Origin of the sequence: Enterococcus pallens ATCC BAA-351, from assembly GCF_000407485.1 — a bacterium.
GTDB classification, from domain to species: domain Bacteria; phylum Bacillota; class Bacilli; order Lactobacillales; family Enterococcaceae; genus Enterococcus_A; species Enterococcus_A pallens.
The window spans coordinates 46,358-68,215 of the sequence record NZ_ASWD01000006.1 but is presented as its reverse complement, the minus strand read 5'-3'; the positions used below and the strand labels follow the sequence as shown (position 1 = coordinate 68,215).

The 21,858-nt window shown below is 42.9% G+C and carries 22 protein-coding genes; 18 read left to right on the top strand and 4 right to left on the bottom strand.

Annotated elements, in window-relative coordinates:
• The first annotated feature begins 29 nt into the window (after nucleotides 1–29).
• The 18 genes from I588_RS21910 (at nucleotide 30) to lpdA (ending at nucleotide 19,511) form a co-directional block, all read left to right on the top strand.
• Entirely contained in the window at nucleotides 30–905 is an 876-nt protein-coding gene (locus tag I588_RS21910) for a hypothetical protein (RefSeq protein ID WP_010756841.1), read from the top strand.
• An 89-nt stretch (nucleotides 906–994) separates the two neighbouring features.
• A complete protein-coding gene (locus I588_RS21905; protein ID WP_034706225.1) occupies nucleotides 995–1,798 on the top strand; it encodes a hypothetical protein in 804 nt (267 codons plus the stop codon).
• Nucleotides 1,782–2,270 (top strand): signal peptidase I, encoded by a 489-nt coding sequence (locus I588_RS21900; protein WP_010756843.1) that lies wholly within the window; start codon nucleotides 1,782–1,784, stop codon nucleotides 2,268–2,270. The genes I588_RS21905 and I588_RS21900 overlap by 17 nt, the downstream gene beginning before the upstream one ends.
• 166 nt (nucleotides 2,271–2,436) lie before the next feature.
• The gene (locus tag I588_RS21895; RefSeq protein WP_010756844.1) at nucleotides 2,437–2,952 is read left to right on the top strand and encodes a helix-turn-helix domain-containing protein; all 516 of its coding nucleotides are present in this window, start codon (nucleotides 2,437–2,439) and stop codon (nucleotides 2,950–2,952) included.
• A gap of 127 nt (nucleotides 2,953–3,079) precedes the next feature.
• On the top strand, nucleotides 3,080–4,333 hold the full coding sequence (locus I588_RS21890) for a hypothetical protein (protein ID WP_010756845.1): 1,254 nt from the start codon (nucleotides 3,080–3,082) through the stop codon (nucleotides 4,331–4,333).
• Nucleotides 4,334–4,468: 135 nt separating this feature from the next.
• On the top strand, nucleotides 4,469–5,071 hold the full coding sequence (locus I588_RS21885; protein WP_010756846.1) for a GNAT family N-acetyltransferase: 603 nt from the start codon (nucleotides 4,469–4,471) through the stop codon (nucleotides 5,069–5,071).
• A 248-nt stretch (nucleotides 5,072–5,319) separates the two neighbouring features.
• Nucleotides 5,320–6,999, top strand: a complete 1,680-nt coding sequence (locus tag I588_RS21880; RefSeq protein WP_034693106.1) for a ribonuclease J — start codon at nucleotides 5,320–5,322, stop codon at nucleotides 6,997–6,999.
• A gap of 248 nt (nucleotides 7,000–7,247) precedes the next feature.
• Nucleotides 7,248–8,288, top strand: coding sequence for an alcohol dehydrogenase catalytic domain-containing protein (locus I588_RS21875; RefSeq protein ID WP_010756848.1), 1,041 nt, complete (start codon nucleotides 7,248–7,250; stop codon nucleotides 8,286–8,288).
• Nucleotides 8,289–8,317: 29 nt separating this feature from the next.
• Nucleotides 8,318–8,812, top strand: a complete 495-nt coding sequence (locus I588_RS21870; protein ID WP_010756849.1) for a PTS sugar transporter subunit IIA — start codon at nucleotides 8,318–8,320, stop codon at nucleotides 8,810–8,812.
• 22 nt (nucleotides 8,813–8,834) lie between these two features.
• Nucleotides 8,835–9,128 (top strand): PTS sugar transporter subunit IIB, encoded by a 294-nt coding sequence (locus I588_RS21865; RefSeq protein WP_010756850.1) that lies wholly within the window; start codon nucleotides 8,835–8,837, stop codon nucleotides 9,126–9,128.
• A gap of 30 nt (nucleotides 9,129–9,158) precedes the next feature.
• On the top strand, nucleotides 9,159–10,430 hold the full coding sequence (locus I588_RS21860; protein ID WP_010756851.1) for a PTS transporter subunit IIC: 1,272 nt from the start codon (nucleotides 9,159–9,161) through the stop codon (nucleotides 10,428–10,430).
• 119 nt (nucleotides 10,431–10,549) lie between these two features.
• Entirely contained in the window at nucleotides 10,550–13,513 is a 2,964-nt protein-coding gene (locus tag I588_RS21855) for a sigma 54-interacting transcriptional regulator (RefSeq protein WP_010756852.1), read from the top strand.
• A gap of 40 nt (nucleotides 13,514–13,553) precedes the next feature.
• Nucleotides 13,554–14,786: a RuBisCO large subunit C-terminal-like domain-containing protein gene (locus I588_RS21850; protein ID WP_010756853.1), complete on the top strand. Its 1,233-nt coding sequence runs from the start codon at nucleotides 13,554–13,556 to the stop codon at nucleotides 14,784–14,786.
• A gap of 410 nt (nucleotides 14,787–15,196) precedes the next feature.
• Entirely contained in the window at nucleotides 15,197–16,204 is a 1,008-nt protein-coding gene (locus I588_RS21845; protein WP_010756854.1) for a thiamine pyrophosphate-dependent dehydrogenase E1 component subunit alpha, read from the top strand.
• 13 nt (nucleotides 16,205–16,217) lie between these two features.
• A complete protein-coding gene (locus I588_RS21840; protein WP_010756855.1) occupies nucleotides 16,218–17,189 on the top strand; it encodes an alpha-ketoacid dehydrogenase subunit beta in 972 nt (323 codons plus the stop codon).
• A gap of 14 nt (nucleotides 17,190–17,203) precedes the next feature.
• Nucleotides 17,204–17,446 carry a biotin/lipoyl-containing protein gene (locus I588_RS21835; protein ID WP_010756856.1) on the top strand — a complete coding sequence of 81 codons (243 nt, stop codon included), beginning with the start codon at nucleotides 17,204–17,206 and terminating at the stop codon, nucleotides 17,444–17,446.
• Nucleotides 17,439–18,116 (top strand): 2-oxo acid dehydrogenase subunit E2, encoded by a 678-nt coding sequence (locus I588_RS21830; RefSeq protein ID WP_010756857.1) that lies wholly within the window; start codon nucleotides 17,439–17,441, stop codon nucleotides 18,114–18,116. The genes I588_RS21835 and I588_RS21830 overlap by 8 nt, the downstream gene beginning before the upstream one ends.
• Nucleotides 18,117–18,128: 12 nt before the next feature.
• Nucleotides 18,129–19,511, top strand: a complete 1,383-nt coding sequence (gene lpdA / locus I588_RS21825) for a dihydrolipoyl dehydrogenase (RefSeq protein ID WP_010756858.1) — start codon at nucleotides 18,129–18,131, stop codon at nucleotides 19,509–19,511.
• Between the two features lie 507 nt (nucleotides 19,512–20,018).
• On the opposite strand, the gene I588_RS27935 is transcribed toward lpdA, so the two are convergent.
• The 4 genes from I588_RS27935 to I588_RS21810 all read right to left on the bottom strand — a co-directional run bounded on the left by I588_RS27935 (nucleotide 20,019) and on the right by I588_RS21810 (nucleotide 21,581).
• Nucleotides 20,019–20,135 carry a putative holin-like toxin gene (locus I588_RS27935; RefSeq protein ID WP_245569582.1) on the bottom strand — a complete coding sequence of 39 codons (117 nt, stop codon included), beginning with the start codon at nucleotides 20,133–20,135 and terminating at the stop codon, nucleotides 20,019–20,021.
• Between the two features lie 93 nt (nucleotides 20,136–20,228).
• A complete protein-coding gene (locus I588_RS27045) occupies nucleotides 20,229–20,945 on the bottom strand; it encodes a DUF2922 domain-containing protein (RefSeq protein ID WP_010756859.1) in 717 nt (238 codons plus the stop codon).
• Between the two features lie 26 nt (nucleotides 20,946–20,971).
• Entirely contained in the window at nucleotides 20,972–21,355 is a 384-nt protein-coding gene (locus I588_RS21815; protein ID WP_010756860.1) for a hypothetical protein, read from the bottom strand.
• Nucleotides 21,356–21,374: 19 nt separating this feature from the next.
• Nucleotides 21,375–21,581 (bottom strand): DUF1659 domain-containing protein, encoded by a 207-nt coding sequence (locus I588_RS21810; RefSeq protein WP_034693203.1) that lies wholly within the window; start codon nucleotides 21,579–21,581, stop codon nucleotides 21,375–21,377.
• Nucleotides 21,582–21,858: the final 277 nt, after the last annotated feature.

Here is a 21,858-nt window from a genome sequence, read left to right as displayed (position 1 = left end):
AAGGGGAAGTAAGGAAAGGAAGAAAAGAAATGAGTAAGGAAAAAGAAACAACTACACAGCGTAAAAGCAACAAGTCTGTGAAAACCGCTGTTTTATTGTTTGGGGCAGTTTTGCTGACAACGAGTCTTTTGGGCGGCACGTTGGCGAAGTATACTGGGACGATTGGTGAGGCTAGTGATAGTGCACGCGTAGCGAGATGGGGATTAACAGAAGAAACACAGGAATTGGATATGTTTGATACAGCGTACTTAAATGATGAACAACAGACTACAGTCAAAAATGTTACAGATCCTTCTGATGGTCAAAATGTAATTGCACCTGGTACTAAAGGGGAGGTTCTAGTTTTACCAAGTATTTCAGAAGCCAAGTTAAAAAATGTTGAAGCTGCTTTTGAGGTAAGTTATGCTTACGGAGAATATGCTGGTGATAATGTTTTTGGTAAATATCTTGGAAACTGGAACGACGCAGAGGATGGTACTTCTGGAGACAATTGGTTACCTCTACGTTTTTCTGTGTACAAATACAACGCTGCTGAAGCTGGTGCTGATAAATATACAACCAAAATTTATGATGGTGTTGTTGAGAAAGGAAGTTCGGCTTCAACTGAATCGGCTGTAGATAATGGAATTGCTCAACTTAATGGTCTGAATGATGCAATAAAAAATGCAGCCAGCTCTGAGACTATTTATCCAGGAGATTCTTTGACCACTAAACAAGATAAGTTAGCTAGAATGGGGTTAAAAATTGTATGGGAATGGCCTTTTGAACGTGCGAATGTAACCTTAATTCCAGTGGATAAAAACGATACGGTTGTTGGAAATAGAGCAGCTAGTATCGCAACTGATCATGTTGATATGCCACGTTTCAAAATGAGTATGAAATATACGGTAGTCCAAGTCGACTAACCCACACTCTATCTTGAGAAGCTGCTTTCAGCTTCTCAAAAGGTTGTCTAAACTAGACAGCCTTTTGAGAGATTGAAAGGAGGGGAGAAATGATGGGAAAGCCAATCAATTATCCCTTAGCTAAGTTTCAGTTGCTTATCTTCTTTTTCACAGCATTTGTCCTCTGTTTGATTGTTCAATCATCCTATAGCTATGCGGCAGTTGAAGACTTTGTTTATGTGGAAGACCAATATGGTGAACGTTGGCGGCCTGGGGAAATGACCAACACCAATATTTTCGCTACTATTATAGAAGATACGGTTGCCAGTCCAGCATTAGATGGTGAGAAATTGATTGCTCCGGGCACTAGCGGCAAGTATTCTTTTACGATTCATAATACATATGAGCATCCGATTGAATACACGGTTATTGGACAGGATCAGAATATTGATGCGCTGCCCTTGGACTTTAAGCTGCGAGTAGCTAATGGTCCTTGGATTACTCAAGGGAATGACCACTGGAATTTATGGTCTAGTACATTTCCTTTAAGCTATACCAGAAAACTGGAGTCTGGGATGAGCGAGACCATTAACTTGCAATGGCAATGGCCCTTTGAACGCAATCGGGATCCTGATGATACGGATTATGGAGAAATAGCAGAAACCAGAGCGTTAATTTACAAACTAACGTTAAATGTAATTGTAGAAACTGATGAAGGCCAGGGGAAACTTGCAGATGCCAATCCAAATGATAAAAAAGTCTCAGGTTTCTTTTCGGATAAGAAATGGCGGGCTTATCCGCAAACGGGTGAATCCTTAGCGAAAGCCAGCATTGTCATCGGATTTTTGATTCTATTTTTTGTCTTTATCATTTGGCGGTTGCGTAAAGGACAGCAAAATGAAAATAATCATTAATGGACTGAAAAACCTCGTGATTGTTTTGTTAGTCCTGATTTTAGGCTTTAATCTGTACAGCTTATACCAAAGAAATATAAACGACAGCCGTTTTCCGATGGTTCTGGGATACGGTTATGCTGTTGTGGCCTCTGGAAGCATGGAGCCGACTTTGTCACGAGGAGATTTAGTGATTGTCCATGCAGAGTCTACTTATGAGAAGAACGATATTCTTACTTTTATTCAAGCAGGAGACAACCGAACAACCACGCACCGTCTGATTGCACACGAAAATAACCAATTTATTACTCAAGGAGATGCCAACAATACGGCTGACCCGCCGATTACCGATGAACAAATCTTTGGAAAAGTGGTGTTTACATTACCTCTGATCGGATACATGATTCAAGTTGCGAGTACACCATTGGGATTATTAGTGATCATTAGTTTGTTTTTACTCATGCTTTATTTGGATAGTCACCGTAAACGATAAAGCAAAAAATACCCTTGCAAGAGATCAGAAAAGCTCAATCGCTTTTTGGTCTCTTTTTTTATAAACCTTGTAGCAGCAACACCGGAAAGACCTTTCTACCTGAAATATCTAGACAAATCCTTCATTTATCCTTACGATAAAAGCAGTAAATGAATGGAGAAAAAACATGAAGATCGGTGAACAACTAAAACAGAAACGTTTGGAAAAGGAATGGACACAGGCAGAGGTGGCAGAAGAGCTATTTGTTTCAGCACGTTCCATTTCCAATTGGGAGAATGGACGAAATATGCCAGACATCGAAAGCTTGATTCGTTTGGCGAAGCTCTATCAGCTATCACTGGATGAATTACTAATGGAGGGGTCGGATATGGTGGAAGATTTAAAGAAAAAGGAACAAGCAGCTCAATTGAGCCGGCTTCAATTTTTTGGACCAATAATGACTAGTGGGCTGTTACTGATTCTGCTGTTTATGTTGCCAAACAGTACGGATCGAAGCTTTAAATTTCTAATTCTGGCAGCAGCAGCCACTAATCTTGTTCCAATGATTTATTTTCAAACAAAAATTGATCGCTTAAAGGGACGTACCTATGATTGGGAAAAACAAGTCAAATACGGCAAAATTGTCTCTTTGGCAATGTTAATCCTTATTTTGCTGTTTATTGCTTACCTGTATATCCTGTAATTTTTAAAAAAGTACTTGTCAAAATCTAAAAAAGAGAGAGAATTATACCTTTTTCACAATTTACTCTATATTTTTTATACACTTTACATTAAAATTATGTATGAAAGTTCTTTGTTGGAGGATTATGATGAAAAAAGGTCAAATGATTGTTGTTTGTGGGTTGGTCCTAGCAATCCTGTTGGCTACAGGAGTTAGTATAAAAATAGGGTTAAGCAATCGCAGTGAAGGGCAAAGCCAAGAGCCAAAGCAAGCTACTGTTAATCCTTTAACTGAAAAGGAAGAGGAACAGTTGAAGCAGGCGGATACGTTGGCGATGCAGTATGACTATGATGGAGCGATTAGGCTGCTTCAGGGGAAAGAGTTTAAAGAAGCAGAAGAACGGGTACTTGATTATAAGCTGCGAAAGAGTGAAACGATTATGTGGTCTGATCCTGCATTGTTTTCACACTTGTCGTTTCAGCCGTTAGTTGCTTTACCAGAAAAAGCCTTTAGTTCAGCTGCTTTAATGAATTATCAGGCGAATCATTTAACGACGGAGGAGTTTACTCGTCTATTGAATGAATTATATGAAAGAAATTATGTATTGGTGCGTTTGTCTGATATTGTCAAAAAAAAGGAAGACGGGACCTGGCAATTTGTCGGGGTGGCTTTGCCTGAAGGAAAAAAACCGTTGATTCTGTCACAGGAAAATATTTCTTACAATGATGAGATGGCGGAAGCAGGGCTGTCCACCAAATTAGTGGTAGACCGAGACAAGCGAGTGAAAAGCTGTTACCGCGTAGGGGATAATGAGCTCGCTGGGAATTATGACCTGGTACCGATCGTGGATCAATTTGTCTGGAAGCACCCGGATTTTTCTTATCAGGGATCAAAAGGTGCCCTAGCGGTAACCGGAGCAGAAGGTGTCTTTGGCTATGATGTTTCGTCAAAGAAAACCACTAAGGAAAAGGAGCGGGCAAAAGCCGTTGCCGATCGCTTAAAGGAAACGGGCTGGACGTTGGCCTCTTATTCATGGGCACCCATCAATTTTAACCATTCTACTTTAGCGATGATTCAAGCAGACACGATAAAGTACCAAGAAGAAGTGGAGCCGATTATCGGCGAGACACCCCTGCTTATGTTTCCGGAGGGCTCGGATATCGGTACATGGCAACCCTACGATGAAACCAACCAATCCTATCTATATGTGCAGGAGGCAGGTTTTTCGGTCTTTAGTCAGCAGGATGCTGCGCAGGAATCCTGGGGCGAATTCACCCCAGACTATTATCGCAATTCGCGTATTATGGTGACCGGTGCCGCCTTGGAGGCTGGAAATGCTAGCTTAACACCTTTCATGGATGTCGCAGACGTGATTGACAAAGAAGCGCGAGGATTACCGTAGAAAAGAAGGCCTAGTGCCTTCTTTTTTTGAGCAACAGTCAGGGGAAAGGATACTTAAACTATAATAGTAGACAAATCCTATTTTCCTTCGATAAGCTGATATAAAATAAGAGGTGCAAGATAAGGAGGCTGGAGCATGGGCACGAATATAGTAAATACTCCCACACTAGAAACAAAGCGATTGATCCTTCGCCGATTTAAGGAAAGTGATATTGAAGCCTTACTGGCGATTTACAGCGACGAGGAAGTCAATGCTTATTTACCTTGGTTTCCTTTGCAAACATTGGATGAGGCAGCAGCACTTTATCAGGAAAAATACGCCAAAGCCTATGAGAAACCACAAGGATATAACTATGCGATTTGTTTGAAATCCGATAATGTCCCGATTGGCTATGTCCATGTTGGTGACAGCGATAGTTATGACTTTGGTTACGGATTAAGAAAGGAATACTGGCACCAGGGCATTGTGACAGGGGCAGGTAAAGCGGTCATTGAACAGCTGCGAATAGATGGTATCCCTTATATTACGGCTACGCATGACCGCAACAATCCGAGAAGCGGTGGTGTAATGGTTAATCTGGGGATGTCTTACTGCTATTCCTATGAAGAACAATGGCAGCCCAAGGACTTTTTAGTGGTTTTTCGTATGTACCAGTTGAACCTGGATGGGCAAAAGGACCGGATGTATAAAAAGTATTGGGAGAATTCACAGGTGCATTTTGTCGAAGCAGGGGTATAAAAGAGGGATAGATTTTTTCTAGGATATGAAAATCTTCATTTTGAGGGCCAATAAATTTTTGCAAAATAGCTCGGCTGACTTTTTCAGCGGTTAAATCTTTTAAGGCTTCCTTGCTTTATAACTCCTTCCATGGTTTTTCAGTAAAAATCATGTATAATAGCTAATGAGTGTATAAGCACAGACCGAACTGTTACGGGGTCTGAGGAAGCTGAAACCAATAGATAAAAAAATATAAGAGGTGGCTATTTTTGAGTACAATCAAAATGATCCCCTTCAGCGGAGTACGTGAAAATGGTAAAAACATGTACGTGGTTGAAGTGGATAACGATATTTTTGTCCTAGATTGCGGACTGAAGTATCCAGAAAACGAACTGTTGGGAATTGATATTGTCATTCCCGATTTTACCTATTTAATTGAAAATGCTGATCGAGTGGCCGGGGTATTCTTGACCCACGGACATGCCGATGCGATCGGTGCTTTGCCTTATTTAGTATCTGAAGTGAATGTTCCAGTCTTTGGGACTGAGCTGACGATCGAATTGGCGAAGCTGAATGTAAAAGAAAATGAAGACAGCAAGAAGTTCAAGGATTTCCATGTGATTGATGAGCACACGGAAATTGACTTTGGGACTGCCAGCGTCAGCTTCTTCCGGACAACGCACACAATTCCTGATTCCGTTGGGATAAGCTTGAAAACCGATGAAGGAAGCATTGTTTATACTGGCGACTTCAAGTTCGATCCAACTGCTATTCCAATGTATGCAACGGATTATCGTCGCTTGGCAGAGATTGGTTCTGAAGGTGTGTTGGCCTTGTTAAGCTCTTCTTCCAATGCAGAAAATGCCATCCAAGTGGCTTCCGAACGCGAAATTTCAGCCGAAGTTTTCGATACCATCAAATACTGGGAAGGCCGAATTATTGTCGCTTGTGTTGCCAGCAACCTGCAACGCGTTCAGCAAGTCTTAAATGCAGTTGAAAAAGCGCACCGTAAAGTGGTTCTAACGGGTCAAGATTTTGAACGGATTATCCGTACCGCCATGCGCTTAGGAAAATTGGAAGTTCCTGAGGATTTGTTTATCACCTTGAAGGAAATGAAAAAGTACAAGCCTGAAGAGTTGATCATCTTAGAAACCGGCCGCATGGGGGAACCGATTAAGTCATTGCAAAAGATGGCTAATGGCTCTCACCGCAACCTGCGTATTGAAGCTGGGGACTTGGTATACATTACGACGACACCAACTACCGCAATGGAAACCACCGTTGCGAAAACCGAAGACATGATTTATCGTGCCGGTGGAATCGTGAAGAACATTTCAGAAGACCTGCGCGTTTCCGGTCATGCCAATCCTCGTGATTTGCAGCTGATGTTAAACTTCATGTCGCCGAAATACTTTATTCCTGTTCAAGGGGAGTATCGTCAATTGGCCGCTCATGCCGATTTGGCTCATGAATTAGGGATGGCCTATAAGCATATCTTCATCACCGGTCGAGGCGATGTACTAGAATACAAGAACAAACAATTAAGCTCAGCCGGCAGTGTTCCAGCTGATAATGTCATGATTGACGGAATCGGCGTCGGTGATATCGGCAATATTGTGCTGCGGGATCGTAAGGTTCTGTCAGAGGACGGTATTTTTGTTATCGTGGTAACGATTGATCGTAAAGGTCAAAAGATTGTTTCCTCTCCGCAAATTACGTCACGAGGCTTTGTTTATGTAAAAGCCAGCCGCGACCTAATTAAAGAAAGCGGCGAGATAACGGAAGAAATCGTGATGAAGCATTTGCATTCCGATGATTTTGAATGGGCTAAACTAAAACAAGATATTCGCGACAAGCTAAGCCGCTACCTGTTTGAACAAACCAAACGCCGTCCGGTAATTCTTCCGGTTATTATGGAAGCTAACCAACGCCGTGGTCGTCGCAAATAGACAATTCAATTAAGAGGCAGACACAGTCGAACGTCAAAAGCGTTCGACTGTGTCTTTTTTTATTAACCAAACTGAACAGGTCAAAAACCAAACTGAAAGGTCAGGAAGTGTTCAGTTTTGCTCAGGCTGTCAAATAATATGATACCGCTTTCTTAAGTTTAGTAGGCTTCGACCAAGTTGAATAGAAGTTGGCACAGGACTTGCTTTATAAAAAGTGAAAGCAAATAAAGAGATGAGGATGTGATCCAATGAAAGCAGAAGTTTTGTATGGACCAGATGATGTACGCTACGAAGAGGTAGAAGAGCCCGTTTGTCCTGCAGATGGTATAAAAGTAAAGGTGATTGCCTGTGGTATTTGCGGCTCAGACTTGCGCACATATGGCGGAGGATCGAAAAATTCGATTCTACCAGCGATTTCCGGTCATGAGATTGCCGCTGAGGTAGTGGAGAGCAATTACGAAAGATTTCCGGTAGGGACCAACTTATCAATTGCTCCGGTAATCGTTTGTGGTGAATGCTGGTATTGTCAAAATGGGATTCAAAATCTTTGTGACAATATTCGGATGATTGGCACGGCAGAGGGCATCAATGGCGGCTTTGCTGAATACATTGCCTTTCCGAAAGAAACGATTGATCATGGCTGCTTCAATACAATTCCTGATGACATTGATCCAGTGGACACGGTAATCGCTGAAACAGCATCTTCCGTGTTGTGTGCCCAAATCAATACCAACATTGTCATGGATGATTTGGTGGTAGTAATTGGTGCAGGAACCATCGGCTGCTTGCACAGTGAAATTGCTAAAATTCGCGGTGTAAAAGAAGTCCTAATCGTGGAAATGAATGAAGAGAAAGCTAATCTTGCCCGTAAGCAAGGCTTTGACAATGTCGTGAACATGAGCAGTTCTGATCCGCGCTTAATGGAAATGGTCTTAGAGAAAAGCAACGGTCGCGGCGCAGATGTGGTGATTAGTGCCTGTCCAGCTGGTCAAGCCCAAGCGGATGCAGTGGATTTAGCCCGAAAACGCGGCAAGGTCATCTTATTCGGCGGGATTCATCCATCCAGCGCAAAGCTGTTAGATACCAATGCTATTCATTATAAGGAAATTATGGTTTATGGTGCTTCCGCGTATTCACCAGAAGTGAATCGCAAGGCCTTGAATTTAGTGTTAAACCGTCAGCTGGATGCCCGTAAGTTCATTACTCATAAATATGAGCTAAAGGACTTGGCACAGGGCTTTGCGGATATGCGAGCTGGCAAAATGATTAAAGGTGTCATCATTCCATGAGAATGTAAAAAGTGAAGGAGGTGACTCATTTGGATAAATCATTCATTGAGGACCAGATGTTAAGCAAGAATGAAATCCATGCCATTATCACGGAGGAAACCGACCGTGATCAACTGATTTATCAGCTAGCCGGTGAAATGGCCGCTCATGGGATGGTAGAAGAATGTTACGGAAAGTCTGTTTTAGAAAGAGAGCTGGAGTTTCCTACGGGAGTTCCTACACCAGTCCCGATAGCGATCCCTCACAGTGAGCGTTCGCAGGTATTCAAAGCAGGGATTGGTGTTGCCGTACTGAAAAATAGTGCAAAGTTTGCCAGTATGGAAGATCCCAATTTATACCTTGATGTCAAAGTAGTCTTTATGCTGGCAGCCAGCTTGAACGATGAGCACTTGTACATGATTAAGGACATCATGGAAATTATTCAGGATACACAAGTAGTCACACAATTGTTAGCGGCAAAATCAACAGAAGAAGTAGAGAGCATTATGCATTATGAATTCTCTAAAAGAGAAAATGAACGGTAATTAAAGAAAGGGGAGAATAAAAATGGCAGAAGAAAAAATCGTGGTTGTTGTTTGTGGAGCGGGGTTTGCTACCTCCACTGCTGGGGAAAATGAGGTTAAAAAAGTAGCCAAAGAGCTAGGCATTAAAGTCAAATTGAACAAGCGCCGGGCAACAGAATTGAAAACGGTATTGAGCACGATGCAGCCGGACATGTATTTGTTAATGACACCAGTAACAACCGAACTAAATGCACCTAAGGTTAATGGAGTACCGTTTATTTCAGGAATCGGTAAAGAAGAAGCGATGGAAGAGATGCGTCAGATTCTAAAGGGGTAAAAGGATAAAAAAAAGAATGGGGGTAAATCCATGTTTGAAGCAGTAAACAAAGGGTTCCAGTGGTTTACGGGATTAGGTAGTAATGGGATTTTATGTGTTGCCTTGCTGATTATTGGACTGGTTCTAGGGCTAAAGGTTGGAGATGCTGTCCGCTCGGCATTAACTGCAACAGTTGGTTTCATTGGACTGAACTTAACCGTAGATATGCTGATTGCGCAAATGTCGCCGGCAACCATGTCAATGGTTGAACGGATGAACTGGAACTTGGATATTGTGGATGTTGGCTGGGGCCTGATGGGGATGGCCTGGGGACAGCCAGGATCAGGAATGGTTATTATTGCACTAATTGCGACGAATATTGCACTGATTTTCTTAAACTTTACAAAGACACTGATGGTAGACTTTTGGAATTACTGGTCCTTTGCCGCAAGTGCTGCCTTGATTTATGGGGCAACCGGCAATATGATTTTCACCGTTTTAGCCGCTTGTATTTACATGGCCGTTTCCTTGAAATGGGCAGACAAAATGGCACCAACTTATCAAGAATTCTACGGGATCCCTGGCTGTACTTGGCCAACAGGTGCTATTATTGCGCCAGCCATGATTGGGATTCCAGTGGTAAAATTGATTCAAAAAATTCCTGGAATCAAAAATGTTAAGGCCGATCCAGAAACGATGCAGGAAAAAATGGGGATCTTTGGAGAACCGATTGTTATCGGAGCTATTTTAGGGATGCTGATTGGTTTTATTGCCGGCTATGATATTCGTCAAATCTTGTTACTTGGTTTCAACATGGCAGCGGTGATGATCTTGCTGCCACGGATGATTCAGATCATGATGGAAGGCTTAATCTCAATTTCTGACCAAGCCAAAATCTTTACAGCGAAATACATGAAAGGCCGCGAAGTTTGGATTGGAATTGATGCGTCAACGATCATGGGGAATCCAGCAACGATGTCTGCGATCTTGATTATGACACCAATCGTGACCTTTATGTCAATTATTCCTGGAAATAGAATGCTGGCGACTGCTTCATTAGTAGCCGTTCCATGGTTCATTATTGGGATTACCGCCTTTGCTAAGGAAAATATTTTGCACATTTGTATGTCGGTATTTGTCGTCTTTGCCATTTATTTCTGGTGTGCCACTGCGATGGCCGGCGCGCATACCCACATTGCTGAAATTGTTGGCTTTGAATTTCCAGAGGGCACTAATTTGATTAGTAGTTTGTCAGAAGGAGGTAACCCGATTACCTTCATAATGTATAAAATTCTTGATCTCCTAGGCTTTGTCAGTTATTAGCGAACGTCTAGACGCAAGAATACACATGTTCAGTTAAGCCAGTTTTTATAGTAGGATAATAAGTGAATAGATATGTCATTTATGATCAACACTAAAATCTGTTGAGGAGGTAAAACACTATGAAATCATCCGATTATACACGCATGCTCCAGATGATTGATGCTGAAGATGCAAAAAATCCCTATACAGATCAAGAATTGGCTGAACAATTAAAACTTTCCCGCAGCAGTGTCACCACGATGCGGAAAAAAGCAGGTATTGAAAATTCCCGAGAACGGCGAGAGGCCGTTTTACTGAAGGCTGTACTTACCATTTTGGAAGCGGAACCAACGATTAGTATGAATCAACTGACAAAACGGTTGGTTGATTCAGGCTATCGGATTACGTTAAACAGTATTATCCATTTTATTGAGCAGCAAAATATTTCGGTGGGGACTGAAAAAGAAAATGCACCACCAGAGCTAGCCAAAAATGAAGCCTTCGCCGGTATCATTGGCGCGCAGCGAAGCTTAAGTATTCAGGTAGAGCAGGCCAAGGCAGCAGTGATGTATCCGCCGATTGGCCTGCACACCCTGATTGTCGGTGAGACCGGGGTAGGAAAAAGTGTTTTGGCAGAAGCCATGTACAAATTTGCTTTATTCAGTAAGCAATTGGAAGCCAAGGAGATGCCTTTCGTTGAGCTGAACTGTGCGGATTATGCCGAGAATCCTCAATTGCTAAATGCTCAGCTGTTCGGCTATCAGCGGGGAGCCTTTACCGGAGCTGATGAGGATCGTGAAGGATTAATTAGTCATGCCAATGGCGGTATTTTGTTTCTAGATGAGGTTCATCGGATGCCGCCAGATGGTCAGGAAATGCTGTTTCAGTTAATTGATAAAGGCATTTACCGCCGGCTGGGGGATCAGAAAACGCGAAATGCCCAAGTAATGATTATCGCAGCAACCACCGAAGACATTGAAACCAACTTATTGGATACCTTCCGCCGCCGGATTCCGATGGTGATTGCTATTCCAGCCTTGTCCATGCGGGGAATAGATGAGAAGTACGACATTATTATGACCTTCTTTCACCAAGAAGCATTGCGGGTAAATCGCGAAGTCGTAATTACCTCGGAAGCAATGAGACGTTTGTTAACTCTGCACTATCCTGGAAATGTTGGGGAGCTACGGAGCAAAATCCAAGTAGCCTGTGCCAAGGGCTATCTGGCTTGTATGCATAAAGCTGACAACAGCTCGCGTATTTTGATTGATCGTGAGATGTTGGTGATTTCTCATCAGCAATTACAGGAAACAGAAGCACCTTCTAAGGAAATTGATTACTTTACTGCTAAGGATCTGATTGTGTCTCCAACGGACGAGGCCGTGGTTCCTGAATTGAAAATCAAAGATCCCTATGAATTCTCTGACGGCTTGTACCGCATCATTGAGACAGAATACGAGAAGCTGCAGGACAATGATTTTTCAGAAAAAGACATTAACTCCATCATTTGGAAGCTGATGGAAAAGAAAATTTCCCGTTATATCAGCAACATTCAAACCGACAAAAATGTGAATCAAATCACGGACAATATCCAAACAATTGTTGAGGAAGATTTGCTGAGAATGGTGGAAGAGATGCTGAAGATTGCTAAGGAAGAATTAGGAGAAATCGATAAATCCTTGCTCTTTTGTTTAGCTACTCACTTCAATGCTTCGATTGAACGAATTCGTCGCGGCGAACGCATTTTAAACCCGAACTTATCCAACGTAAAAAAACACTATCCTAAAGAATTCCAGCTGGCCTGCAAAATGGCGGGCCTTTCTAAGCAATATATCGGAATGGAGCTGCCTGATGAGGAAATTGGCTTTATCGCCATGTATTTGTCAGCTACCAACAGTGGAAATGTTCGTTACGGGGAAGCAATTGGAGTGATTGTCGTTACCCATGGTCGGGTGGCGGCTGAAATGGTGGCGGTGGCCAATGAGCTGATGGGCAAGTCTCATTTGACATCCCTTTGTATCAGCTTAGATGAAAGTCCTCGCTCCATTTACAATCGTTTGCTGGAGCAAGTGAAAAAGAACAACCAAGGACGAGGTGTATTAATCCTTGTAGATATGGGGTCGCCGGAAACCTTTGGCAGCGAAATTGGGGAAGAGCTGGGGATTGAGGTTCGCACTGTGACGCGGGTAGATACCTTGATGGTGCTGGATGCGATCCGCAAAACTCAACTGGTAGACATGAACATCGATGAGGTAGCGGAATCTTTAATCAAGAACCAGCAAAATGTTGTCTTGAAGAAGCAAACCTCTTCTGAGCCAAAACGGCTTGCGTTTGTTTTTTTCTGTCTAACCGGTGAGGGCTGTGCCCAATACCTAGCCAAGCAGCTTAAAGACAAACTCATTGAGTTAGCACCATCTGTGGAATTTATTTTTCTAAATTTATTAAGCGAACAGCCGATGGACAGCCAAATTGCTGAAGTGAAAAAGGACTACCATATTTTAGGAATGGCAGGTTCCCTGGATGTAGAAACCGGAGATATTCCACTGCTTCTCATGCAGGAAATCCATCAAGAAGGAGCATTAGATCGCTTCTTAGTACGACTAAAAAAACGACAAGTACTGTTACCAACCCAGCAGTCTGACACGAAGCCGCTTATTAGTGACTCGCTAATTTTTATGGATCAGGATATTCAAACCAAAGCAGCCGCGATCCAATTTTTAGCCGATCAGCTGGTGGCGCAAGGCTATGTAAAACCCAAATTTAGCGAAACGGTGTTTGAAAGAGAAGACATGGTGCCCACATGCTTGGAAACCGGAGCCGCAATTCCCCACGGTTATTTTTCAGAGGTTAATGTGCCGCAAATTGCAGTTTTGTTTCCTCGCAAGCCTATTGCTTGGGGAAATCAGCTGGCAGCCAAGGTGGTTCTATTGTTAGCTTTCACTGAAGACACAAGTCCAGTGTTCAGTCAGATTTACTCGGTAATCTCCGACAAGCAAGCAGTTGAAGCCTTAACCAATTTACAAAGCAAAGAGGATGTTCAAGCCTGTTTGGACCCGTTTTATCAAGAGTCACAAATGTTGGTGAAACAGTCTGTCGATGACTAATAGGAATTAACTAAAATTTTGAAAAGAGATGAATGACGACATGAAATTTGAAACGTTGAAAATGGCAGAAGGCTTAGGCAACGATTTTGTTGTAGCAACCTATTACATGCGTTCAGAAAAAGAACCGGACCTTTATGACTGGGTCAAATTAGTAGCAGCCGATCAAAGTGCCGGCACCTGGACCCATGTGGAAGGGGAAACACCAGAAGTAATTGAAAAATATGGCGCGAAGGTAGTTGGCGTATACCCAATGTCAGACGGAATTTCTTGTGTGGCTCGAGTCGCTTATCCTACTGCCAATTTTCCAGCATATATGGCCATGGTCATCAGTACCGTAGCCGGAAATGTTTTAGCTCAGGATGGTATTCGCCTAGTAGACATTGAATTTCCTGATGCTATGCTGGAAGAATTTACAGGACCATTAATGGGAGTCAGCGGCATCCGCAATTTATTAGGCATTCAAGATCGTCCACTAGTAGGCGCAATCTTGAAGCCGTGTATCGGTGTTCCACCAGAAGCTAGTGCAGCCGGTGCAGCCAAAGCAGCTTTAGGCGGTGCAGATGTAATTAAGGACGATGAATTGTTAAGTGATCCAGCGTATTCACCAATGGTCGATCGGGTAAAAACAGTTATGGCTCATTTGAAGGAAGTCGGCAAAGATCAATCGACCTTGTACGCAGTAAATATCACAGGCTTGAATGTTGTTGATCGTGCCAAAGCAGCCATTGATGCCGGAGCCAACTCCATCATGGTGAACTACAACGCTCTAGGCTGGGCAGCAACCGAAGACCTGGTTCGCTTCCTGAAAAAAGAAAACATCAAGATCCCAATCTTTGGTCACTGCGCTGGGGCAGGCGCTTATTACCGTTCGCAAAACAATGGAATGTCAGCAGCGTTAAGCTGTGGCAAATTACCACGAATCATGGGGATGGATATGCCGCTGGTTTATCCAGATAGCGGTCGGTTTGGGACAACCACAGATGAATTAGTGGAAACCCACAGTGCTTTATCAACCCCAATGAAAAATATTGAACCAGCCTTTACTACTGTCGCTGGCGGGGTTCACCCAGGCAGCATTGAGTATTTGATGAACCTATTAGGCAACGAAACAATCCTAATGGCCGGCGGCGGAATCTACGGACACCCAGCCGGAGCAGTCTCAGGAGCAAAAGCTTTGCTGCAGGCAATCGAAGCCGTTATGGCAGAAGTACCGGTCACCGAAGCAGCAAACACCCACGAAGAATTAGACCAAGCCCTAAAATTCTGGAGTTAAGAAAATAAAACACGTGGACAAGGGGCCAGCCTTTGTCCACACTCCAAATAGCTGATGGATGAATTAAAAATGATTACCTTAAAATGAACTAGGATGTCAGTCCAACTTTTCGCAGCATCAAAAATCAGAAAGAAGTATCCAAAGTATCTACTCAAACAAGAAGCGAAAAGTTTAGTTGGATGATACACGTGATGACAATCAGACTCATTTTTCCACAAGAAAAATGAATACTACAATACGAATTAGGGTGTCAGTCCAACTTTTCGCAGGATCAAAAATCACAAACGTATATTAAAAGTTACCACCCAATCAAGACCTAAAAAGTTTAATTGGATGATATACGTGGTGACAATAAAACTCATTTTTCCTAAGAAAAATGAATACCTTAAAATGAACTAGGAGGAATTTCGTTGGAAAGCATAATCTCGAAAGAAACGATGTTAGAACTCTATCGGGTGATGGTGCGTATTCGCGCTTTTGAAAATGAAGCGATTGAATTAGCGAAGGCCAATATCACTCGGGCAGCTGTCCACACCTACAACGGAGAAGAAGCCATTGCAGTCGGCGTGTGTGCCCATTTAAGTAATAAAGACTATATCACCTCTACCCACCGAGGCCATGGGCATTGTATTGCCAAAGGTGCAGATCTGCGCCGCATGTTCGCCGAGCTGATGGGGCGGGAAACCGGCTACTGTAAAGGCAAAGGCGGCTCCATGCATATTGCCGATTTAGCAACTGGAAATCTGGGGGCTAACGGAATCGTCGGCGGCGGAATTCCCATGGCTATGGGCGCAGGGCTAGGACAACAGATTGGTCACGAACCACACCTGACTGTTTCCTTCTTTGGCGACGGCGCTTCGAATGAAGGCTCCTTCCATGAAGCATTGAATATGGCCTCCATCTGGAATCTGCCAGTGGTCTTCATCTGTGAAAACAATAAATTTGGTATTTCCACCTCTACCGAAAAATCCATGAACATTGAACGAATTTCTGACCGGGCGAAGGCTTATGGCATCAAAGGACTAACCGTTGATGGCAATGATTTAGTCGAAGTGTATCAAACCTTTGCGGAGATAAAAGAAGAAGTGTTGGCAGGAAAAGGACCGGTGCTGTTGGAAATGGATACCTACCGCATGTCTGGACATTATTTTGGCGACAGCGAAAATTACCGCAACCGTGAAGACGTAGAAAAATGGAAAGAAAAAGATCCAATTTTACGCTGTGAGCAACGTTTAATCAAGGTACATGGTGTAAGCGAGGATGAGTTAAAAGCCATTCAAAAAGAGGAAGAAACACTAGTATTAGCCGCTTCTGAACAGGCTAAGCAAGACCCTGAGCCAGCGGTTGAGGATATCATGAATGACTTATATGATCCAACCTTTGAAAAAATCGAATGGAAAGTCTTTTCCAAAGGATAGGAAGGAGATAATTATGCGGAAACTTTCAATGCGTCAGGCGGTCAATGAAGCACTGCACATTGCCTTTAACAGTGATGAAAATGTCTTTACCATCGGGGAGGATATTGCCGTTTACGGTGGTCAGCTGCGATGCAGTTATGATTTATTAGATAATTTTGGTGGCGAACGAGTGAGAGATACACCCATATCTGAGGTAGCAATTGTTGGGGCCGGTATCGGCTCAGCGATGATTGGGCGCCGACCAATTGTGGAATTGTCTTACATGGATTTTATCGGTGTTTGTTTCGATCAAATTCTTAACCAGGCAGCTAAAATGCGGTATATGTACGGCGGACGAGTGAGTATTCCTTTAGTCATTCGCACACAATGTGGTGCTGGTTTAGGAAATGGTGCCCAGCATTCCCAATCATTAGAGAACATTTTATCTCATGTACCAGGGATTCGGGTAGTAATGCCATCAAATGCTTATGATGCCAAGGGGCTGCTGCTGCGGGCGATTCGCGACAACAATCCAGTGGTTTTTGTAGAACACAAAGCACTGTACAAACGTAAATGTGAAGTACCAGAGGAACCTTATGAAGTTAGCTACGAAAGTGAAGTCAAGGAAGCTGGCGACGACATTACCTTGATTGCTTATTCAGCCATGGTGGACGTTGCATTAAAAGCAGCCAAAAAGCTGAAGGAAGAAGGCATCAGTGCCGAAGTCATTGATGTGAAAAGTATTGAACCGTTGGATATGCAGCCGATTCTAAAATCAGTTGAAAAAACCGGTCATGCAGTGATCGTCCATGAAGCCGTTAAAAAATCTGGCTTTGGCGGGGAAATAGCTACTCAGATTCAAGAGTTTGCCTTCGAGCATTTAAAGAAACCCGTCTTGCGAGTAACTGCCCCTGATGTGCCAGTACCATTTGCTCGTAATTTAGAAGTTGCTTATGTGCCAGACGAAGAACAAGTGATGGCCGCTGTTAGAACCACATTGAAGTAGAGGAGAGACTGTCGATGAAAAAAGAAGTTATTATGCCAAAAATTGGCTTAGATATGGATGAAGGAACGATTCTTACTTGGTACAAAAAAGTCGGTGATCCGGTAAAAAAAGGCGAAGTCTTGTTAGAAATCGAAACCGATAAAGCGACAACCGATGTGGAATCAGCCGTTGATGGCACCTTAGTGGAAATTGTCGAGGAAGAAGACGAAACGGTCGATATCGGTGAAACGATTGCGTGGATTGAAGTCGATGAGTAGTGAAGGAAAGAAGCTGACTGGTTTAAAAAAAGCCATGGCTAAGCAAATGATTCGCAGCTGGACCGATGTCCCTCAGTTTCAGCTGAGTACTACGGTCCGCTGTGATCAGCTGATCGCCTATCGTAAGGGTTTAACGACAAAGGTATCTTTTACAGCGATCATTGCTAAAGCAGTTGCAATTGCCCTGACCGAGTTTCCAGAAATCAATCAACGTTTTGTGGATGGTTTAGTGGAAAGTGTAGCGGAAGTCAACGTCGGTATTGCCAGCGATACCAAACGAGGCTTGCTAGTTCCCGTGATCAACCAGGTGGATACCAAGTCATTGGTAGACATCCAAAATGATTTGAATCAAATCAAGGAACAAAGCAAAACGGGCAAATTCTCAATGGAAGAGCTGACTGGCGGAACCTTCACGATTAGTAATCTTGGCATGTTCAATATCGAAACATTTTCTTCGATTGTCAATACGCCCGAATTAGGCATTTTAGCCATCGGAAAAATAGCTAAAAAACCTTATGTAGATGAAAATGATCAGCTAATCGTGGCTTCGGTGCTGCAGCCAGTTTTAACCTTGGATCATCGTGTAGCTGATGGGGCAACTGGCGCTCGCTTCTTAACCCGTTTAGCTGAAATCTTAGAAAATCCCAACGAACAGTTGCCAAAAGAATAGGGAGGTCAGTCAGTGAGTAAAACTGTAGCGATTATCGGCGGAGGTCCCGGCGGATATGTAGCCGCGATCCGAGCCGCTCAATTAGGAGCCAAAGTCACCCTGATTGAAAAAAATCAACTTGGCGGAACGTGTCTAAATGTAGGCTGTATCCCGACTAAGGCATTACTGCAATCAGCTGAAGCCTTAGAGCAGGTGAAGCAAGCCAAAAAATTCGGTGTTCAAGCTGAGGCACAAGGTTTTGATTGGGCAGCCGTAATGAAGCGCAAGGACCGGGTAGTCAAGCAGCTGGTTAAAGGTGTACAAGGCTTGATGAAAACCAATCAAATTGAAATCTTGCCAGGTACTGCCGCTTTTGTAGATGATCAAACCTTAGAAGTGACTGCCGCAGATGGTGAAAAAATTCAGCTGCAGCCAGATCGGATTGTGATTGCTACCGGTTCGCAGCCGTTTATTCCACCAATTAAGGGATTAGATACCTACACCAATTGGTTGGATTCCAGCAAAGCTCTAGCTTTAGAAACCTTGCCCGAATCATTAACCGTCATTGGCGGTGGCGTAATTGGGATCGAATTTGCTTCTATTTTTAATAGCTTTGGTGTAGAAGTGACCATTGTAGAAGAACAGCCAGAAATTTTGCCTTCGATGGATCAAGAACTAGCTGGACTGCTTAGAAAGAAATTAGCGAAGACAGGCATTCGTTTCCTATTAGGCCAACGAGTCGAAGCAGTTGCCGGTGATGAAAAGCAGGTCGAGCTTTCTTTAGGCGAAGAAACGATTCAGGCAGATCAGCTGTTAGTAGCAGTTGGTCGCAGAAGCTATATTGAAGGCTTAGGACTTGAAAATACCAGTATTCAAACCGAGGGGCAACGAATTCTGGTGAATGAATACCTTCAAACCAATGTAGCAAATGTATACGCAATTGGGGATTGTACTGGACAGATCATGTTAGCTCATTATGCTTCGGCTCAAGGAGAATGTGCCGTGGAAAACGCACTAGGAGCATCAGAACAATTCAGGGGTGAAGCTACTCCAGGCTGTGTTTACTCCGATCCAGAATTCGCCGGTGTTGGTTTGACGGAAGAACGAGCAGCACAAAAAGGCCTTGCCTACCGCGTTGGCAAGTTCCCGTTAAAAGCTAGCGGAAAAGCTCTGGCAATGGACAAAACCTATGGCTTCGCCAAGGTTCTAGTCGAAGAGCAAACTCAAAAACTGCTGGGTGTTCATTTACTCTGTGAACGAGCAACCGATTTGATTACCGAAACAGCAGTCGTATTGCAAAAAGGCGGAACCGTCGATGATATTCTGACAACAATCCATCCACATCCAACCCTCAGCGAAGTAGTCCGGGAAGCTGCCTTAGCTGCAGATCAACGAGCCATTCACATTCCAAACTAAGCCCATAAACTTCAGAATTTTGCGGTGTTTATCAAATAATGATAAGCAGACAAAAAATTCTGAAGTTTATTTTGTTGGTAGAACGAAAAGACAAAAGAAAGTAACCATCTAGCTGTATGTACGGTTAAGTAATTGAAAATATAGGTGCCATTCTTGAAACAGTGTTCAAGTTAGCATGAAGGGCATGTTAGTGCATGCTCTGTTTACACTCCCGCAATAGCATTTTCCGCGAATCAACGTCGAGGATAAACACAACACAGTCAATTTTTACTAAGAAAATAAAGCTAAAAATAGTTAGAAATCAACCTGCACAAGCGACCCCAAAAAGCGCAATTAAAGCCACCTGCTATAAGAAATTAACACTCAGTTATTCTATTATCAAAGATCGCCGGTCAGAAAAGATAAATACCACCATCAATTATGTAGCCCCCTTCTACTCAAAGCAGAGGTGCTGCGCGCATAACACCTCAATGAAGCACCGTTTAAGACGGTGACTGTGAGTAGAGCTTATTTCTTATGGTGTCGATCAATGGTGATGATCAAGGTGGCAAAGGCAATTGCCAATGTCAACGCCTGATACACAGTCATGGCGGATATTCCTTTCCTAGGATGAACATAAAGCATCACTCCTTTCTGAGAAGCTCAGCCACCACCATAAACACTGCTAAGTCAGCATCACCTCCTTTACGTACCACAAGGACAGGGGGGGAAATCAAGCTAGCGTTTTTTCTTTTTACCCTTTTTCTTCTTCTTGTTGGCTTCGTGATAGGCTCGGACCCGATCTACCTGGGCCTTCCTTGAACTAATTGGCTTCTGAAGGGGAAGGCTATCCGATTTCGACGACTCAGACTCAGCTGCTACAGCTTCTAATTGTTGAGCGGATGTGCTTGGAATAATAGAACTATTTTTGGCTTGCTCAACAACAGCTGCTAACGATTCAGAATTTGCTAGAGGAGCTTTCAAGGAAGATGGAGCTACCATAGGTTTCTTTTCGATAGAGTTCATTGTTTCTGTTGCTGGAACAGCTGATTTAACTGTTGTTGGTACAATTTCTTCTTTCTTAACTGCAACTTCTTCTGTTACAACTTCCTCCTGTTTTGATACTTCTACTACTGGTCTTTCCGGCATTTTAGAGACTTGGGGTGCATCTTCAGAAACAATATGTGCCGCAAAGATATTGTTGGGATCAGCGACATAAGCTTCTGGTGTTGGTTTCGATAGATCAAAAAGCGGTGTTTCAATAGTTTCTACGAATTTCGCTGAAACGACTTTGCAAAATTGACGGATACCATCCTTCTCAAATAAGTGTATCGTGGTCATAGCATCCAAGGCTGACTTGATATCCTCTGGGCTTTTGTTTGGATCTGGATCATTAAAGCTCCAGCTGTGGTTCTTTCCTGCGGCGTTTTCAAATACGGCTGCTAGTTTTAACATAATTTTTCTCTCCTTTATTCGTTCTCTCAGGAACTTTCTAGTGTAGTAATTTCAGGTGTTATAACAGTTGACGGGACGACGGACAGTAATTCAGTAGTGACATGTTCAGGTGGAAAACACCGATATGACAGGATCTTCCACTCTCTGTCATTGAAATATTCCCTAAAGAAATAGAAGTAACGGCGCAGCGCACGAGTGATTTTGTTGTTGGCGAATAGATGCTTCACCAAGTCCTGCAGGAACAATTCAAAATCGGTTTCGCCTAGCATATGGCGAACTTTCATAACTAACAATAGTTGGATCGTTACAGAGCTATCACGGGTTTCCTGGTAGTAATGGGTGATTTGTTTTTCAAGTGTTTTTCTTTTTAAATGAAACAGATGATATTGAGTGAAAGGATGTTCAGTCATTGGTGGTTTCCTCCTTTGATTATTTGGTAACGCGAGTTTGGTTAGTAACGATCACGCTGTCTAGGCTGCTTTCGTCTCCGGCTAAGTCAGCCATGACTTCACCTAATTTAGTAATGTCGGCTTCTGCTGGGTTAGTAATGATGTTGCTGAAGTTCACTTTCTTTTGTTTGTCTTTGCCTGCTTGTTCGATTTGTATTTGTAATTTTGTGCCTAACTGTTGGATCAATTTGTGTTCCTCCTGTGAAATATTTTTTTGTTCCGGCCGGTGACTAAACAATAAACCAAAGAAATTAAAGAACAAAATGCCAATCTTCAATGAACCCCCCACAATGTTCAATGGTCTTTTCAGAAAAACCTTGATTTAATCGTATAGTAAAATTTACCTTATTGAATATTCTAGGGGTCCATTGAACATTGCAGATTTAACTGGAAAAGAACGTTGAGCCTTGACAAATCAATGTTTATCTTGAATAAAGCAAGTAGAAGAAACATGAATACTGAAC

Excerpts from the sequence above, each read along its gene's own strand:
- I588_RS21860 (WP_010756851.1), top strand. The coding sequence starts at position 9,159 with ATGTTTGAAGCAGTAAACAAAGGGTTCCAGTGGTTTACGGGATTAGGT.
- I588_RS21855 (WP_010756852.1), top strand. The coding sequence starts at position 10,550 with ATGAAATCATCCGATTATACACGCATGCTCCAGATGATTGATGCTGAA.
- I588_RS21900 (WP_010756843.1), top strand. The coding sequence starts at position 1,782 with ATGAAAATAATCATTAATGGACTGAAAAACCTCGTGATTGTTTTGTTA.
- I588_RS21885 (WP_010756846.1), top strand. The coding sequence starts at position 4,469 with ATGGGCACGAATATAGTAAATACTCCCACACTAGAAACAAAGCGATTG.
- I588_RS21910 (WP_010756841.1), top strand. The coding sequence starts at position 30 with ATGAGTAAGGAAAAAGAAACAACTACACAGCGTAAAAGCAACAAGTCT.
- I588_RS21815 (WP_010756860.1), bottom strand. The coding sequence starts at position 21,355 with ATGACTGAACATCCTTTCACTCAATATCATCTGTTTCATTTAAAAAGA.
- I588_RS21850 (WP_010756853.1), top strand. The coding sequence starts at position 13,554 with ATGAAATTTGAAACGTTGAAAATGGCAGAAGGCTTAGGCAACGATTTT.
- I588_RS21835 (WP_010756856.1), top strand. The coding sequence starts at position 17,204 with ATGAAAAAAGAAGTTATTATGCCAAAAATTGGCTTAGATATGGATGAA.
- I588_RS27935 (WP_245569582.1), bottom strand. The coding sequence starts at position 20,135 with ATGCTTTATGTTCATCCTAGGAAAGGAATATCCGCCATGACTGTGTAT.
- I588_RS21865 (WP_010756850.1), top strand. The coding sequence starts at position 8,835 with ATGGCAGAAGAAAAAATCGTGGTTGTTGTTTGTGGAGCGGGGTTTGCT.
- I588_RS21890 (WP_010756845.1), top strand. The coding sequence starts at position 3,080 with ATGAAAAAAGGTCAAATGATTGTTGTTTGTGGGTTGGTCCTAGCAATC.
- I588_RS21840 (WP_010756855.1), top strand. The coding sequence starts at position 16,218 with ATGCGGAAACTTTCAATGCGTCAGGCGGTCAATGAAGCACTGCACATT.
- I588_RS27045 (WP_010756859.1), bottom strand. The coding sequence starts at position 20,945 with ATGTTAAAACTAGCAGCCGTATTTGAAAACGCCGCAGGAAAGAACCAC.
- I588_RS21875 (WP_010756848.1), top strand. The coding sequence starts at position 7,248 with ATGAAAGCAGAAGTTTTGTATGGACCAGATGATGTACGCTACGAAGAG.
- I588_RS21905 (WP_034706225.1), top strand. The coding sequence starts at position 995 with ATGATGGGAAAGCCAATCAATTATCCCTTAGCTAAGTTTCAGTTGCTT.
- I588_RS21830 (WP_010756857.1), top strand. The coding sequence starts at position 17,439 with ATGAGTAGTGAAGGAAAGAAGCTGACTGGTTTAAAAAAAGCCATGGCT.
- I588_RS21895 (WP_010756844.1), top strand. The coding sequence starts at position 2,437 with ATGAAGATCGGTGAACAACTAAAACAGAAACGTTTGGAAAAGGAATGG.